Source organism: Pseudomonas brassicacearum subsp. brassicacearum (assembly GCF_008801605.1).
Taxonomy (GTDB): Bacteria; Pseudomonadota; Gammaproteobacteria; order Pseudomonadales; family Pseudomonadaceae; genus Aquipseudomonas; species Aquipseudomonas brassicacearum.
The window spans coordinates 94,983-111,260 of record NZ_VZPJ01000005.1; the positions used below are offsets into that span (position 1 = coordinate 94,983).

General features: G+C 62.1%; 14 protein-coding genes. 5 read left to right on the top strand and 9 right to left on the bottom strand.

Going from position 1 to position 16,278, the window contains the following annotated elements; all coding sequences use genetic code 11:
- The first annotated feature begins 22 nt into the window (after window positions 1-22).
- From lon to cmoB, 5 genes are all read left to right on the top strand, one after another.
- The gene (lon, locus tag F7R20_RS13680) at window positions 23-2,437 is read left to right on the top strand and encodes an endopeptidase La (RefSeq protein ID WP_003198079.1); all 2,415 of its coding nucleotides are present in this window, start codon (window positions 23-25) and stop codon (window positions 2,435-2,437) included.
- A 216-nt stretch (window positions 2,438-2,653) separates the two neighbouring features.
- Complete coding sequence (locus F7R20_RS13685; RefSeq protein WP_003198077.1) at window positions 2,654-3,046, top strand: protease inhibitor I42 family protein; 393 nt, start codon at window positions 2,654-2,656, stop codon at window positions 3,044-3,046.
- A gap of 2 nt (window positions 3,047-3,048) precedes the next feature.
- On the top strand, window positions 3,049-3,684 hold the full coding sequence (locus F7R20_RS13690; RefSeq protein WP_003198074.1) for a lysoplasmalogenase: 636 nt from the start codon (window positions 3,049-3,051) through the stop codon (window positions 3,682-3,684).
- A 118-nt stretch (window positions 3,685-3,802) separates the two neighbouring features.
- A complete protein-coding gene (cmoA, locus tag F7R20_RS13695; protein WP_003198073.1) occupies window positions 3,803-4,546 on the top strand; it encodes a carboxy-S-adenosyl-L-methionine synthase CmoA in 744 nt (247 codons plus the stop codon).
- Window positions 4,543-5,499 (top strand): tRNA 5-methoxyuridine(34)/uridine 5-oxyacetic acid(34) synthase CmoB, encoded by a 957-nt coding sequence (gene cmoB / locus F7R20_RS13700; RefSeq protein WP_003198070.1) that lies wholly within the window; start codon window positions 4,543-4,545, stop codon window positions 5,497-5,499. The genes cmoA and cmoB overlap by 4 nt, the downstream gene beginning before the upstream one ends.
- A 186-nt stretch (window positions 5,500-5,685) precedes the next feature.
- Here the strand turns inward: cmoB and tadA are convergent, their stop codons facing one another.
- The 9 genes from tadA to F7R20_RS13745 form a co-directional block, all read right to left on the bottom strand.
- Window positions 5,686-6,183 carry a tRNA adenosine(34) deaminase TadA gene (tadA, locus tag F7R20_RS13705; RefSeq protein ID WP_003198069.1) on the bottom strand — a complete coding sequence of 166 codons (498 nt, stop codon included), beginning with the start codon at window positions 6,181-6,183 and terminating at the stop codon, window positions 5,686-5,688.
- A complete protein-coding gene (locus F7R20_RS13710; RefSeq protein WP_003198067.1) occupies window positions 6,183-7,559 on the bottom strand; it encodes a multicopper oxidase family protein in 1,377 nt (458 codons plus the stop codon). The genes tadA and F7R20_RS13710 overlap by 1 nt, the downstream gene beginning before the upstream one ends.
- Before the next feature lie 223 nt (window positions 7,560-7,782).
- Window positions 7,783-8,601, bottom strand: coding sequence for a helix-turn-helix transcriptional regulator (locus F7R20_RS13715; protein ID WP_003198065.1), 819 nt, complete (start codon window positions 8,599-8,601; stop codon window positions 7,783-7,785).
- Between the two features lie 5 nt (window positions 8,602-8,606).
- Entirely contained in the window at window positions 8,607-9,146 is a 540-nt protein-coding gene (locus F7R20_RS13720; RefSeq protein ID WP_003198062.1) for a kinase inhibitor, read from the bottom strand.
- Between the two features lie 135 nt (window positions 9,147-9,281).
- A complete protein-coding gene (locus F7R20_RS13725) occupies window positions 9,282-9,677 on the bottom strand; it encodes a DUF6632 domain-containing protein (RefSeq protein WP_003198061.1) in 396 nt (131 codons plus the stop codon).
- 124 nt (window positions 9,678-9,801) lie between these two features.
- Window positions 9,802-11,787: a tetratricopeptide repeat protein gene (locus F7R20_RS13730; RefSeq protein ID WP_003198059.1), complete on the bottom strand. Its 1,986-nt coding sequence runs from the start codon at window positions 11,785-11,787 to the stop codon at window positions 9,802-9,804.
- Between the two features lie 285 nt (window positions 11,788-12,072).
- Window positions 12,073-12,360 carry a PTS transporter subunit EIIB gene (locus F7R20_RS13735; protein WP_003198057.1) on the bottom strand — a complete coding sequence of 96 codons (288 nt, stop codon included), beginning with the start codon at window positions 12,358-12,360 and terminating at the stop codon, window positions 12,073-12,075.
- 2 nt (window positions 12,361-12,362) lie between these two features.
- The gene (gene ptsP / locus F7R20_RS13740) at window positions 12,363-14,897 is read right to left on the bottom strand and encodes a phosphoenolpyruvate--protein phosphotransferase (protein WP_003198055.1); all 2,535 of its coding nucleotides are present in this window, start codon (window positions 14,895-14,897) and stop codon (window positions 12,363-12,365) included.
- Window positions 14,898-14,971: 74 nt separating this feature from the next.
- Complete coding sequence (locus F7R20_RS13745) at window positions 14,972-16,195, bottom strand: maltoporin (RefSeq protein ID WP_003198053.1); 1,224 nt, start codon at window positions 16,193-16,195, stop codon at window positions 14,972-14,974.
- Between the last annotated feature and the right edge of the window lie 83 nt (window positions 16,196-16,278).

Here is a 16,278-nt window from a genome sequence, read left to right on the forward strand (position 1 = left end):
TACTCCATTGCGCAGGTGCCCCATGAGCGACCAGCACTCTACCGAAGCCACCAACGAATACGCTGACTCCGAACACATCGAACACACCTCCTCCGGCACCGGCCTGGCCCTGCCTGGACAGAACTTGCCGGACAAGGTCTACATCATCCCGATCCACAATCGTCCGTTCTTCCCAGCCCAGGTGTTGCCGGTCATCGTCAACGAAGAACCGTGGGCCGAGACCCTGGAGCTGGTGGCCAAGTCCGACCATCACTCCCTGGCGCTGTTCTTCATGGACTCGCCCCAGGAAGACCCGCGTCATTTCGACACCTCGAAACTGCCGCTGTATGGCACGCTGGTGAAGGTGCACCACGCCAGCCGGGAAGGCGGCAAACTGCAATTCGTCGCCCAGGGCCTGACCCGCGTGCGTATCCGCACCTGGCTCAAGCACCATCGCCCACCGTACCTGGTGGAAGTCGAATATCCACACCAGCCGAGTGAGCCGACCGACGAGGTCAAGGCCTACGGCATGGCGCTGATCAACGCGATCAAGGAACTGCTGCCGCTCAACCCGCTGTACAGCGAAGAGCTGAAGAACTACCTCAACCGCTTCAGCCCCAACGACCCTTCGCCACTGACCGACTTTGCCGCTGCGCTCACCTCCGCTACCGGCAATGAGCTGCAGGAAGTGCTCGACTGCGTGCCCATGCTCAAGCGCATGGAAAAAGTCCTGCCGATGCTGCGCAAGGAAGTCGAAGTGGCGCGGCTGCAGAAAGAGATTTCCGCCGAGGTCAACAACAAGATCGGCGAACATCAGCGCGAGTTCTTCCTCAAGGAGCAGCTCAAGGTCATCCAGCAGGAGCTGGGGCTGACCAAGGACGACCGCAGCGCCGATATCGAACAGTTCGAGCAGCGGCTCGAAGGCAAGGTGCTGCCGGCCCAGGCACAGAAGCGCATCGAAGAGGAAATGAACAAACTCTCGATCCTGGAAACCGGTTCGCCGGAATATGCCGTCACCCGCAATTACCTGGATTGGGCAACTTCGGTGCCGTGGGGCGTGTATGGCCAGGACAAGCTTGACCTCAAGCACGCGCGCAAGGTGCTCGACCAGCACCACGCCGGCCTGGACGACATCAAGGACCGCATCCTGGAGTTCCTCGCCGTCGGCGCCTACAAAGGCGAGATCAGCGGCTCCATCGTACTGCTGGTCGGCCCGCCGGGCGTGGGCAAGACCAGCGTCGGCAAATCCATCGCCGAATCCCTGGGGCGGCCGTTCTACCGCTTCAGCCTCGGCGGCATGCGCGACGAAGCCGAGATCAAGGGCCATCGGCGCACCTACATCGGCGCCCAGCCGGGCAAGCTGGTGCAGGCGCTGAAAGATGTCGAAGTGATGAACCCGGTGATCATGCTCGACGAGATCGACAAGATGGGCCAGAGCTACCAGGGCGACCCGGCCTCGGCCCTGCTGGAGACCCTCGACCCGGAGCAGAACGTCGAATTCCTCGACCACTACCTGGACCTGCGCCTGGACCTGTCGAAAGTGCTCTTTGTCTGCACCGCCAACACCCTGGACTCGATCCCCGGCCCGCTGCTGGACCGGATGGAAGTGATCCGCCTGTCGGGCTACATCACCGAAGAAAAAGTCGCCATCGCCAAGCGTCACTTGTGGCCCAAGCAACTGGCCAAGGCTGGCGTGTCCAAGGGCAGCCTGAGTATCAACGACAGCGCCCTCAAGGCCCTGATCGACGGCTATGCCCGTGAAGCCGGGGTGCGACAGCTGGAGAAACAGCTGGGCAAACTGGTGCGCAAGGCGGTGATGAAGCTGATCGACGACCCCAAGGCCGTGATCAAGCTCGGGCCGAAGGACCTCGAAGCCTCCCTGGGCAAACCGGTATTTCGCAACGAGCAGGTGTTGTCCGGCATCGGCGTGATCACCGGCCTGGCCTGGACCAGCATGGGCGGCGCGACCTTGCCGATCGAGGCGACGCGCATCCACACCCTCAATCGCGGCTTCAAGCTGACCGGGCAACTGGGGGACGTGATGAAGGAATCGGCGGAAATCGCCCACAGCTATGTCAGTTCGCACCTGAAGCAATTTGGCGGCGATCCGAAGTTCTTTGACGAGGCCTTCGTTCACCTGCACGTACCGGAAGGCGCCACGCCCAAGGACGGACCGAGCGCCGGCGTGACCATGGCCAGCGCATTGCTGTCCCTGGCCCGCAACCAGCCGCCGAAAAAAGGCGTGGCCATGACCGGCGAACTGACCCTCACCGGGCACGTCCTGCCGATTGGCGGGGTGCGCGAGAAGGTCATCGCGGCGCGGCGGCAGAAAATCAACGAGCTGATCCTGCCGGAAGCCAACCGGGGCAACTTCGAAGAACTGCCGGACTACCTCAAGGAAGGCGTCACGGTGCACTTTGCCAAGCGGTTTGCGGATGTGGCCAAGGTGTTGTTCTGATGTTCCTCTAGCGCTTGTGCGGGCCCCATCGCGGGCAAGCCTTGCTCCCACCGGGTTAAATGTCGCTCACAGATTTTGTCTGCAACAAAGATCCATTGTGGGAGCAAGGCTTGCCCGCGAAGGCGGCATCAGCAACAACATATGCCCAGCTGACACACCCAGTATCATCTTCGGTTATGCTCGCCGTTCGTCGTAAATGCCGGAGCCACCACCCTTATGTCCCTCACCCGCCTGCTCGTCCCCCTCAGCCTCGCCCTGCTGAGCGCCTGCGCCACGCAAACCGGCAACAACGTGACCGTGGAAAAACTGAGCCAGTGCCCGGTAAGGCTCAATAACGGGCAGAACCTGATCCTGAGCTTGCCCAGCAACCCCACCACCGGTTATCGCTGGGCGATCCAGGATTCGGCCGGTGGCGTGCTCAAAGGCTTGGGTCCGGAGGTTTATCGCAATCCTGAAGACGCCGGCATTGTTGGCGCCGCGGGTGTCTCGACCTGGCGCTTCCAAGCGTTCAGTACCGGCACCGGGCGCTTGCGCCTGACTTATCAACAGCCCTGGGCCCCGGAAGTGCCGCCCGTGGAAACCTTTGACTGCGCCATTTCGGTGAATTGACCGTGGGCTGGCTGATCCTTGCACTGATGGGCGCAGCCACCTACCTGTACGGCCTGAGCGTGCACGCCACACTCTTGTGCCTGCTGGTCAAGCCCATGCCGGTCCTGGCCCTGCTCGGCTGGCTGCACGATGCGCCGCCCAGTGACTATCGGCGCTGGATCAGCCTCGGGCTGATTTTTTCGCTGGTGGGTGATGTGTTGCTGGCCTGGCCGGGGGATCTGTTCGTGTTCGGCCTCGGCGCGTTTCTGCTGGCGCACCTGGCCTACCTGAAAGCCTACCTCAGCGACTGCCGCCGCCCGGCACTGCTGCCATTGGCCCTGGCCTTGGGCATCGGCGCGGTGCTATTGGGGATTCTGGTCTCGAACGGCCTCGGGCCGTTGCTGGTGCCGGTGATTGTCTACGGCCTGGCCATCAGCGCCATGCTTTGGCGAGCGTTGGCGCGGCTGGGCAGCGGCGTGCCGAAACGCTCGGCCTGGCTGGCCGCCGCCGGGGCACTGGCGTTTGTGTTCTCCGACAGCCTGATCGGCATCAACCGGTTCGTGCAGCCCTTCCATGCCGCGCCTTACCTGATCATCGTCAGTTATTGGCTGGGCCAATGGGGGATTACGGCGTCGGCGTTTATCCAAAAGCGGCACTGAGCAAAGATAAATGTGGGAGCAAGGTCTGTGGGAGCAAGGCTTGCCCCACAAAGCTCGCTCCCACAGTTTTTTTGGTTAAAATGCCGGCCTTTTCACCACCCATGCCGCTGGAACCGCCGTGAGCAAAGACCCCGATCGCCTATTCGCCCAACCCCTGGCCCAAGTGCCGGACTTCGCCTTCAACGAGGACGTGGTGCGGGTGTTTCCGGACATGATCAAGCGTTCGGTGCCGGGCTACCCGACCATCGTCGAAAACCTCGGCGTGCTCGCCGCGCAATTCGCCCAGCCCAATAGCGTGCTCTACGACCTGGGCTCGTCCCTGGGCGCCGTGACCCAGGCCCTGCGCCGCCACGTGCGCACCGACGGTTGCCGGGTAATCGCTGTGGATAACTCGGCGGCCATGGTCGAGCGCTGCCGCGAATACCTCAACGGCCAGGACTCGATGTTCCAGGAGCTGCTGCCGGTGGAAGTGATCGAAGGCGACATCCTCGCCCTGACGTTCCAGCCGGCCTCGGTGGTGGCACTGAACTTCACCCTGCAATTCATCGCGCCGGACCAACGCACCGCATTGTTGAGCCGCATTCGCCAGTCCTTGCTGCCCGGTGGCGCCCTGATCCTGTCGGAAAAGTTGCGTTTCAACGATGCCGAGGAACACGCCCTGCTCACCGACCTGCACGTGGCGTTCAAGCGCGCCAACGGCTATAGCGAGCTGGAAATTGCCCAGAAACGCAGCGCCATCGAAAACGTCATGAAGCCCGACAGCCTCGAAGAACACCGCGAACGCCTGCTGGCGGCCGGGTTCTCGAAAGTCGTGCCGTGGTTCCAGTGTCTTAACTTCGCCTCGTTGATTGCCCTGCCATGATTGATCTGTCCCCCCTCGCCCGCCATCTGGCCGGCACGCCCCTGGCCGATTGGGCCGCGACGCTGCAGACGCAACTCGACAGCAAGATGGAAAAGGGCCATGGCGATCTGGAGCGTTGGCAAAGCGCACTCGATGCGCTACCGGCCTTGCAACCCACCACGGTCGACCTGCTGAACTGCCTGACGCTCGACACCGATTGTTCCGACGAAACCCGTGCGCAAATGCGTACCGCGTTGATGGGCCTGTCGCCATGGCGCAAAGGACCTTTCGACCTGTTTGGCGTGCACGTGGACACTGAATGGCGCTCGGACTGGAAGTGGTCACGAGTGGCCCCGCACCTGGACCTGAAAGGCAAACGCATCCTCGATGTGGGCTGCGGCAACGGCTATTACATGTGGCGAATGCTCGGCGCCGGAGCTGACACGGTGATCGGCGTCGACCCCAACTGGCTGTTCTTCTGCCAGTTCCAGGCGGTGCAGCGCTACCTGTCGCAGCCCAACGCCTGGCACCTGCCGTTCCCGTTCGAGGCCCTGCCAGCGGAGCTGGAAGGTTTCGACACGGTGTTCTCCATGGGCGTGTTCTACCACCGGCGCTCGCCGATCGAGCACCTGCTGGCTTTGAAGGACTGCCTGGTCAAGGGCGGCGAACTGGTGCTGGAAACCCTGGTGATCGAGGGCGACGAACACCAGGTGCTGGTGCCCGAGGACCGCTACGCGCAGATGCGCAACGTGTGGTTCCTGCCGTCGGTCCCGGCCCTGGAGCGCTGGCTGCGCCGCGCCGGGTTCAGCGATGTGCGTTGCGTGGACGTGAGCCTGACCACCGTAGAGGAACAGCGCAGTACCGAGTGGATGAAGTATCAGTCGCTGAGCGACTTCCTCGACCCCACCGACCACAGCAAAACCATCGAAGGGCTGCCGGCGCCGATGCGGGCGGTGATCGTGGCGCGCAAGTAAATCGCCCAAGCTGAATCACCCAAGCACCACAAAACCCCTGTGGGAGCAAGGCTTGCCCGCGATGGAGGCACCGCGGTCTATAGCAAGGCCGCGTTATCGTTCATCGCGGGCAAGCCTTGCTCCCACAAAGGTTCACTCCCACAAAGGTTCACTCCCACAGAGGTTCACTCCCACAGAGGGACGGTGTCAGTCTGAGGGCTTGGCTCTTCGGGCCTTGAAGAACTCACTCAGCACGGTGCTGCATTCCTCCGCCAGCACCCCGCCCTCGTACATCACCCGATGGTTCAGGAAACCCTGGCTGAAGAACTGCCCCTGGCTCTGCACGATGCCGGCCTTGGGCTCCAGGGCGCCGTAGACGACCCGGGCGATACGCGAATGGACGATCAGGCCAGCGCACATGCTGCATGGCTCCAACGTCACATACAGCGTGCTGCCGGGCAGGCGATAGTTGCTCACCGCCTGGGCGGCGGCGCGGATGGCGACCATTTCCGCATGGGCACTGGGGTCGTGGCCGCTGATGGGGCAGTTGAAGCCGCGCCCGATGATCTCGCCGTCCTGCACCAGCACTGCGCCCACCGGCACTTCGCCCAGGGCTGCGCCTTGTGCGGCGAGGGCCAGGGCTTCGCGCATGAAGTCCTGGTCACGGCTGCGGTCGATGATCCTGGCAGGGCGAATCTGGCGCATCAAGCCACCTCGATGGCGGCCATCAGGCCGGTTTCCATGTGGTCGATCACATGGCAGTGGAACATCCACACGCCTGGATTATCCGCCACCAGCGCCACCTGCGCCCGTTCGTTCTTGCCCAGCAGGTAAGTGTCGGTGAAATACGGCACGACCTTGTGCCGGTTCGACGCGATCACCTTGAAACTCATGCCGTGCAAATGGATCGGGTGCTGGTACTGGGTCATGTTCTTCAATTCGAAAATGTAGCTCTGGCCTTTCTTCAGCGTGGCGATCGGCCGGTCGGCGCAGGTCTTGTCGGTGATGTCCCAGGCCTTGCCGTTGATCTGCCACAGGCTCGGCGGCTTGCCATTGTCGACATTGACCGACACCGAGCCGACCCATTCGAAATTGAAGTTGAGTTTTTCGGCATTGGCCAGGTCCGGCTCCGACACCGGGTTGGGCGGCAGCGCCGGCGGCCATTGGCTCGGCGCGTCACTGTTAGGCACCGAACGCAGGGTGCCCAGGCGCACCGGGCCATTGCGCAACGACAACTCTTCACCGGCTGGCGGTGCCTTGATCGCCAGGCAAATGCGCATGCCCGGGCCGAGCCAGTATTCCTTGCCCAACGGGCGCGGTTCGATGGGGTTGCCGTCCAGCGCATAGATCTGCGCTTCTACGCCTGGGATGTTGATGCGATACGTCAGGGTGTTGTCCAGGTTGAGCAAGCGCACCCGGGTGATCTGCCCGGCCGGCAGGTCAATCACCGCTTGCGCCACGCCGTTGATGGTCGCCAGCCGGCCGGCCGTGCCACCACGCGCCGCTTCACGGGGAATGCTGAACGCGACGAACTCGCCCTGCTCGTCCACATGCCAGCTCTTGAGGCTCAGGGTCTGCTCGTATTTGAAGCCGGTGGGCTCACGCTCTTCGATGATCAACGGTCCCACCAGCCCCCGCCCAAGCTCTTCGCTGCTGTTGACGTGAGGGTGATACCAATAGCTGCCGGCGTCTGGCACACGGAACTTGTAATCGAAATACTCGCCCGGCAACACCGGCAATTGCGAGACATACGGCACGCCGTCCATCTCCAGCGGCAAACGGATCCCGTGCCAATGAATGGTGGTGGCGACCGGCAGGTGATTGATAAAGCGTACCCGCAACCATTCGCCCTGGCGCACCCGCAGCTCGGTGCCCGGCGCCGAGGGGCCAAACGCCCAGGCCTGGGTCTTGTGCCCGGCCACCAGCTCGACGTCCAGCGGAGCGGCGATCAATTCATAGTCATGACCGGCCTCGGCATCGGCGCGCTTGCCCAACCAATACCGTGACGCACCTCCCGCACCCACGCCAACGACAACAAGACCGGCCAGGCCACCGAGTATTTGGCGACGGGTAAAGGACATGAACGCAACCACCTATTGAATCCGCGGCGAACCGTTGGGCCCGCAAAAGGCGAATACGATACACCCGCAGATGAGAAACGGTAAGGGCTGTAAAAATGAAAAAACCTATAGAAATTATCCACAGGTCTTCTCAGTCCCTATCAGCTCAACTTTCAGGGTTTCGACATCTCGGGCGCTTGATGTTGGTACCACCCCTGTGTTCCAAAGGTGACCTCCGGAAAGCTTAAATCCCGTCCCGCAATTCACGTGGCGACAGCCCATAGCGTGAGCGGAAGCGCACTGCAAAACGTGAGGCCGAGGCGTAACCACAGGCCCCGGCAATTTCACCGATCGGCCGAGAAGTGGTCTGCAGCCATTGCAACGCGGTCGCCAATCGAACGCCCTCCAGAATATTGCGGAAACTGTCCTCCTCATTCGCCAACTGGCGACGCAACGTCGACTCCCCCAGGTTCAGGTGCTGTGCGACATCCGCCACCGTCCAGTCTCTCTCCGGGCTGCCCATTACCAACTGCTGCACACGTTCGCAAAGTGGATCGTTGCGCCCCATCAGCAAGGGGCCGAGTTGGCCGCCAAGGCACAGGCCCAGGAGAACCGCTTCCCCATAATGTGTGCGTAACACCTGGGGGGCGTCATCCCTGATAGCAGTCAGCAACTGATCCCATGCCTGTATCGTGTGCCTGTCCAGGGGAACGCATAGATCACTCTTCAGTGCACCGCGACGGCTCATGATCTGCTGGCTATAACGGGTACTGAAGCTGCGCAATGTCGAGGCGGGAAAGGTCACCGCATCGGCGATGTAGTGGCCGTGGAGACCGGGCAGGTTTGAGAGACCCAACTCGCGCCCGGCCGGCATCAGTATCAGATGTTGCGGCCCGGCGCGCATCTCCCGGCCATCCCACTGCAACAGCTTTTCCCCTTGGCGCACTCGACACAAAGTCGTCACGAACACCGGCACCCTTGACAAGGTCAGGGGCTGGCGCGCCCGAATGACACACGCATCGATAATGCTCTCCCGGTGCTGTATGCCCTCACAAGGGTGCATCGTGTTTAACGTCCGTAAGTTGAAGTAATGGTCGCTTTGGCCAAGGCGTTGGCATTGAGCATGTACCCTACCAACGCCCCGCTGGCCTGGTTGTCGAGCGCTAGCTTATCGACTTTCAATGCCCATACGGTGAATTGATAGCGATGGGGTTTATCCCCTACTGGAGGACAGGCGCCGCCAAACTCGGATTGACCAAAGTCAGTTCGCCCTTGAACTGCACCGGCAGGCAAACTTGGCCCTGCCCCTCTTGGCAGGCTATGGACAGAAGCGGGCAGGTTAAAGACCGTCCAATGCCACCAACCGCTACCCGTCGGCGCATCGGGATCGTAGACCGTGATCGCGTAGCTTTTAGTGCCGGTGGGGGCGTATATCCAGGAAAGCTGCGGGGAGGTGTTGCCGCCTTCGCAACCGAAGCCTTGGAACACTTCCCGCCGGGTCAATGGGCGATTGTCAGCAATGTCCTGGCTGGTCAGTGAAAAGTCGGCGGCATGTCCACTGAATACCACAGCCATGGAAAGTGCAGGCAGGATTGATCTGATGTTCATCGCGACTCCGTTTGAGGCTGAAAATGAAGCCAGAGTCTAGGTTGAACGCCAAATGGTCAGTGTGCCGAAACGCTCGACAATTGTGCCGAAATGCTCGATATCCGGAAGAGAGCACCATCGCCCCACTCGAAGCCGCTAGTGCGTCGGGTTACCGCGTGGCATGAAAAAAGCCAGCGCCACCGCGGCAATGAACAGCGCCGGCACATCGCCGAGTAAATGCCCCATATGCCGGGTCCCATCCATCTCGACGTCGAAGGACTGCACGGCCATGATCGCGCCGTGCACGATGCTCGACCATACCGTGAACCAGATCAGGCTCAGGTGTTTCATCGGATCGCGCGACGCCTTCAGCAGGAACACTCCGAGGGTGGCGTAGATTCCGACAATCATCAGCGGATAGTGGGAATGGCCGCTGTGCCACGCCCAGCCAGACGGCCACAGGTTCATCAGCGGCCAGAACGCGAAGACGGCGATCAGGCCGACAACGATCAAAACCATACGCAAGGCGGCGAGTCGTTGGGTGTCGTTCATGGCTGGCTCCTTGTTTCGGCGTGGCTGTCGCCGCAATGGGTGCCAGGAGTATAGAACGCGCCTGTAACGCACACCGGCCACCCCATGCCGTCAGTCGCCTGGGCCCTCCCGAGCGACTTGTCGATCATCCAGCCTCGCTCACCCGCTCCAGCCAGGCCTTGTGCGCAGCACTGGTATCGTCGGGCAAGTGGCGCAGGTAAGCCTGTAGCTCCACCTGCATACCGAACACCTTCCATATCAACGGCGCCAAGCGCGATGCAGGGTTGCCCGCCTGCTCCAACTCGCGCAGCCACTGCAGGCTGCGCTCCTTGTATTCGGCGAGTACGTCCGACTGGTAATCGTGGGCCTTGCCCAACCCGGAGATGTACATCAGCTTGGCGACCTCCACCGTGGGCCAATGAAGGGCCATGTTGAGCGGCCAGTCGAGCATGGCACGCTCCCCCCACATCGCGGATTTGGGCATGCGCCCGTTCGCCAGCAGCGTCAACATGAAGGCCTGGCCCAGCTCGGTCAGGTAGACCGGCAGGACCTCGGCGGTGGGGTGCAGGTAGAACGAATCCACGGGCGTCTCGCGACTCAGGCCAATGCGCGCAAGCAAGCGCTGCTCAAGGTCAAGTACCAGCGCACCGATATCAGCCTTCACCGCGCTGCCGCTTTCGGTAGTTTGCCTGGTGCGGGTCGCGCAGTCCCAGAGGCTCAGGGAAAGCTGCCATTGGGCTTGATCACCCTCACCCGAACAGCCGATCTCGCCGGTGATGAAGGACTTCATCGTCGGCGGCACGATATCGAAAAGCGCTTGGCCGTCGGCTTCACACCCCGACAGCACCGGGCCGCCGCCTTCCACGATTTGGATATAGCAAGTGCCTACATGGTCGCTCCAGTAGTGCACGGCTTCGGCCAGGTATAGAGGAATCGCGCGCGAGAAGCGTCCCAGTTCATCCTCCCGTTGCGATTCGGCGCGTACTGCCCCGTCTGTGCTTTTGGACAGCGCGAAGAAACCGATTTCCGATGCCCCTTCCGGTTTCTGCGCGAAGAACCAATCGGCGTTGCGCAAACCGTAGTGCCAGATCGGCTGGCTCAATGCCAACGTCGCGAACTGCAGGTTTTCAGGATCCACCGGCACGCCTTGGGCGTCCTGCTTGTGCATTTGCTGGAAGGCTTGGGCAAACTGGTCGAGCTGGCTTTTGATCGGCGCAAAACCCAGGGCATACAGGCGGGCGAGCAGCGCCTCGCCTTCGGCCGCTTGGCCAAGTTCCTGATAGGCGCGCAGCAAGTTGATACCGGCCATGGGGTCGTGTTTGTGCTCATCGTAGACGGGCTCGACCAACTCGATGATCAGTGGAATCTGGCCGTTGTTACCCAAGTCGCCCGAGATCATCATCAGCGCGCTGCCGTCGAACGTACCCGCCGTCAGCACCTGCGTGTAAAACACGCGTGCCGATTCGACATCCTTCTGTTCCAGGCAATGACGCGCCAGCCACAAGGGCGCACGCCAACTGCCGGGTAACGCAGCCACGGTACGCAGTGCTTCGAGATAACCCGCCTCGCCGGCCTTTTCCCGCTGAATGGCCGCCCACCACAACAGGCCATTCTCTTGATTCGGGTCGGCTTGAACCGCGTGCCAAAGCGTTTCGTCGGCAAGCGCCTGCTCGCCTCGGTCGCTGAAGACCTTGGCCAGGTTGGTCAGCAAGGTGCCTGTCGCGCCCACTTTCGCCATCCCCGTGCGCAGCGCGTTTTCGGCGGCAGCGAGTTGGCCGTTCTCCAGCAACACAATGCCCTGGATGACATGGCTGCGCTCGGGATTGCTGTCGATCTCGACCAGTTGTGCCGCGGCCGGGATCAAGTCAGCGACAAAACCATCATTCAAACCCGAGATGATCAGGCTGTAGAGCTCGTCGGCAGAATTCCATTTCTCTCGCAGGTTTGGCAGGAAGACGTTGTTGCGCCACTCGTTGCGGGTGATCTGCATCTCGCGACCGTAGCTGTCGTAGACCGTGATCAATTCACTCTCGTCCGGCTGGGGCGGTGGCGCGTCAGTGTGCGCGGAAGAAACCGGTGTCGACGTGCTGGATTTCTTGCCGCTCAGAGCGGACAGGATGCGTTTGAACATAAGGGCAGTGACACCGTTTCTGAGTTTGTCGGCACGGTGTTCTTGGGATGGAAGTTTGCAGTCTTGTTGTGAGCGGCCGACAGCTTTGCGCATTCACTTGCAGAGAGCGACGGACAAACGTGGACAAGCCAAGAGCAACGATGGGGAAGTTGGCATTTAAGCACAATTTAAAACCCGACTTTGCGCAGAGCCTGGGCGTTGATCGTTCCCCCGTGGCGAGGGGATTTATCCCCGTTGGGCTGCGCAGCAGCCCCAGAACCGTCTTCGCGGTGTGCCAGCTTCGGTTCAGCCTCGCAAACCAGTGATCAGATGCACCACACCGTTGTCCAGCGTCATCACGCCTGCCACACCGGCGGCACTCAAGCCCATCCGATCGATCCGCGCCACATCCCGCAGTTCCACCCGCAGCCGCGTCAGTGCCACGGGCTGATGGGTCTTGAGGTTTTCCGCACCGCCCAACGCAGCGATGATAGCCGGCGCCAGCCCATCTACCGAGGCCGGTCGCTTGGGCTCTTCCGGCACCAGGTCCGGGGTCAGGGCTTTCCAGAATGCCTGTTGCAGTTTGTCGAACATGTTCAATGCTCCATGGCCAGGGTGGCCGGGGTGGCCGTGGATGAATGAGTACGCAGGAGGTCACGCACCTGCTCGGCGCTTTCCTGGCCCAGGGCCTGTTGGGCCAGCGTACGGCACTCGCTAAGGTTCCATTCACGCACGCAGGCCTTGATCGCCGGAATCAGCGGCACACTGACCGATAGCTCATCCACGCCCAGCCCCAGCAGCACCGGCACCGCCAGGGGTTCCGAGGCCAGCGCACCACACACACCGACCCATTTGCCATGGGCACGGGCGGCCTCGGCCGTACGGGCGATCAGGCGCAACACCGAGGGATGCAGGCTGTCGGCCTGGCTGGCCAGGCGTGGGTGGTCACGGTCCATGGCCAGGGTGTATTGGGTCAGGTCGTTGGTGCCGATGGAGAAGAAATCCACTTCTGGGGCAAACAGGTCAGCCATCAGCGCCGCCGCCGGCACTTCGATCATGATGCCCAGCTTCGGCGCCTGTTTGAGTCCCAGGTGGCGGACCTCTTCGCCCAGCATCTGCCGCGCCAGGCGCAGCTCTGCCAGTTGCGTGACCATGGGCAGCATGATGTGCAGCCGCGCCAGCCCCGAACAGGCGAGAATGGCCCGGAACTGTTCACGCAACAACTGGGGGCGCTCCAGGCACAGGCGAATACCGCGCATGCCGAGGAAGGGATTGGCCTCATGAGCCATCGGCACATAGGCCAGCGGTTTGTCCCCGCCCACATCCAGGGTACGTACCACCAGATTGCGCTCAGGCCCCAGGGTCCGGGCGACGGCGCTGTACAGGGCCGCTTGCTCGTCATGGCCAGGAGGGTGTGCGCGATCCAGGTAAAGCAGTTCGGAGCGCAACAGCCCGACACCTTCGCCGCCCAGGCTCATGGCCTGCTCCACGTCCCGCAGCGACCCGACATTGGCGCTGACCTCGACTCGATGACCGTCAAGGGTGCGAGCCGCCTGGGCCGATTGTTCGAGGTCACGCTGGTGCCGCTGGCGCTGCCGGTCACGAGTGGCCTGGAGTTGCTCGACCAGGGCTTGATCCGGGTTCACGTGCAGTTCGCCATTGTCGGCATCCAGCAACACCCGGGTGCCGTTATCCAGGGCCAGCACGGGGTGCGCCACGCCACACAACGAGGGCAGGCCCAGCGCACGGGCGAGGATCGCAACATGGCTAGTGGCGCCGCCACCCACGGTGACGAAACCGGCGATGCGTGAAGTGTCGAGGCTGGCGGTCTGAGAAGGCGTCAGTTGCTCGGCCACCAGGATCGACCGTTCGGGCAGGTTCCAGGCGTTGTCCTGAACCCCCAGGATCAGCTTGAGCACCCGTTGCCCGACGTCGGCCAGGTCCGCTGCGCGCTCGGCCAGCAAAGCGCTGCCCAATTGCTGGAACAGCGCAGCGCTCGCCTCGGTAGCGGTCCTCCAGGCGAATGCCGCGCTCTTGCCCTCGGTGATCAAGGCTTGGGCCTGCTCCAGCAAGGTGGGGTCTTCCAGCAACTCTTGATGGGCGCGAAAAATCTGCGCCTGAACGCTGCCCGCCGCCTCGTCCTGCAGCGCCTTCAAGGCTTGCATTGCCTGCTTCAGCCCTTGATCCAGGGCGGCCTGCTCAACCTCGATGCCGCCCCCCGCCTCCTCGATCTCCAACACCTGGGAGGCGACCTGGACCACTTCACCAAACGCCGAACCGGGCGACGCACAGACACCCCGCAGCCGGCCAGGTATCGATGGCTCGTCGGTGACGGTCGGCGCCGGCGTCAGCGGCGCTTGCACCGTTTCGCCGCACCCCGACAACAGCAAGTGTTCCAACGCTTCGATGGCCTGTCCGGCCTGAGGGCCGGCGGCGCTGATCTGCACACTGTCGCCCTTGGCCGTCTGCAACGCCATGATCGCGACCAGTGATTTGGCATTGGCGCCGGCTTGCTGCTTATGCAGTTGGATATTGGCATCAAACCCCTTGGCCGCCTGGGCGAACACCGCGGCAGGACGGGCATGCAGGCCACTTTCATTGGGCACGATCAGCGGCTTGGAAAACAGCACCGAGCCCTGCTGCGCCTCGTCGACAGGCCCCTGTTCCGCTGGGCACACACGCAACAACGGAGCACCACTCTCGATACAGCTCGCCCCGTCCCCGAGCAGACTGAAGGGTTCGCCGCTGACCACCAGCATCAGCGTCAACAGGCTGCGCGCATGCAGGGCGATGTAATCGGCATCGAAATCGATCAGCGGCTGGCCGGCCTCGACCCGTTGCCCCATGGTCACCCGCGAGGTGAACCCCTTACCCGCCAGATTGACCGTGTCCAGGCCAATATGCATCAGCACCTGGACGCCGTTATCAGCGGTGACACTCACCGCATGGGCGCTGTCCTGAAGCGTGCCGATGACACCGGACAGCGGTGCGTAAAGGGTCTGCGAGGTCGGATCGATGCAGATGCCATCCCCCACTACTCGGCTGGAGAAGACCGGATCCGGCACGCTGTCCAAGGGCATCAAGACCCCGGACAACGGTGCGAGCAATTGCAAAGGTTGCGTTGTGTTCATGAGACTTCACCTGCTGCTGTCTGTTCTTTTTGGCATCGCGGGCACGCAGAGATCAGTGACCCGCGCTACACGGGTCATTTCCACCAGTATTCGACCTGCAGGCCCACGTTGGAACCATGTCGCGCACCGCCAAATACACCGGTGTCCGACAGCGCCGAACCGGCTGCCAGTTCATTGGCTGCACGCTTGGCCGCCTCGTTCCAACTGGCGTAGGTGTAGTAGAGGCGTATTTCCGGGCGAGCCCAGAATTCCGGGCCCTTGGGCGACCAGGTGGGCGCAAAGGTGAATTTGCTCAGCTTGCGAGTTCCATCGCTGGCCTGAACCTGGTCATGGCCCAGTTCAGCCACCAGCTTGAACTGATCGGTGATGGCGTATGCCGGGCGAACCCCCAACGACAGCCAGTCCTGGTCAGCACCATCGGGGTGGATGTCCTTCTGGTACACCGCTTGCACCTGCCCGCCGAAACGTGGCGTGACCTGCCAATCGAAAAACTCCACCAGACGATAACTCTTGTTGCTGTCGTCCAATCCGGTGTCGCCGGTATAACCCAGCCCGGTGCCGGGCCCCTCGCCATATTGCAAGGCCAGTTTATTCTTCCCACCCAGGAAGTCCTGTTGCACATGCTGGGCGGTCAAGGCCCAGCCGCGATGGGCGTCGCGACGGTCCGCCCGGTCGATGAAGCTCAGGCCAAACTCCAACTCGCCACCGGGGTTGGCCTTGAAACCGGCGACGTTGAAGTCATGCCGGTTGACCGGGTCTTTCTGGTACAGGTTGTCCTTGCGCGAGAAGGCGTAGCTGTATTTCAACCCGCCGATCAGCACGTCCTCGATCCCGCCACCGGTAGCACTCTGGTTCCAGTAGTAGAAATCCGAGATATGGATGTCGTTACGTTTGTAGTAACGCCGACCGGCCCACAGCGACCCGCCGTTCAGGCTGGGCATGTTCGACCATTGGGCATACATCTGCGGCATGCGTGCCGAGCCGTTTTCACCCTGGAAAGTCGGCGTGCGGTCATAGCGGTTGTACAGCGACGCCATGCCGTCCACGCTCAACACCGAGCCATCGTCGAGGGTGAAAAGATCCTGGCGCAGTTCCAGTTCCCCGTACTGCTCGCATTCATTGCCCAACCGATATTTAGTCTGCGCCCCGGGCAACTGGAAGCAGGATTGTGAACGACCATTGGTCGCGCTGCCGACGCCGCTGCGCAGATAACCGGAAAACTCCAGGGCCTGAACCGGGAACGGCAGCGCCAGGCAGATACAGGACGCGGCAAGGCCACGGTTTATTATTGTTTTCATACGCCTCTCCATTATTTCTTATTGTTTTTTTGCTCCATGACTTCCCCCCTTGGCCGCCATTTGGCTGACGAAAAAGGGCCCAC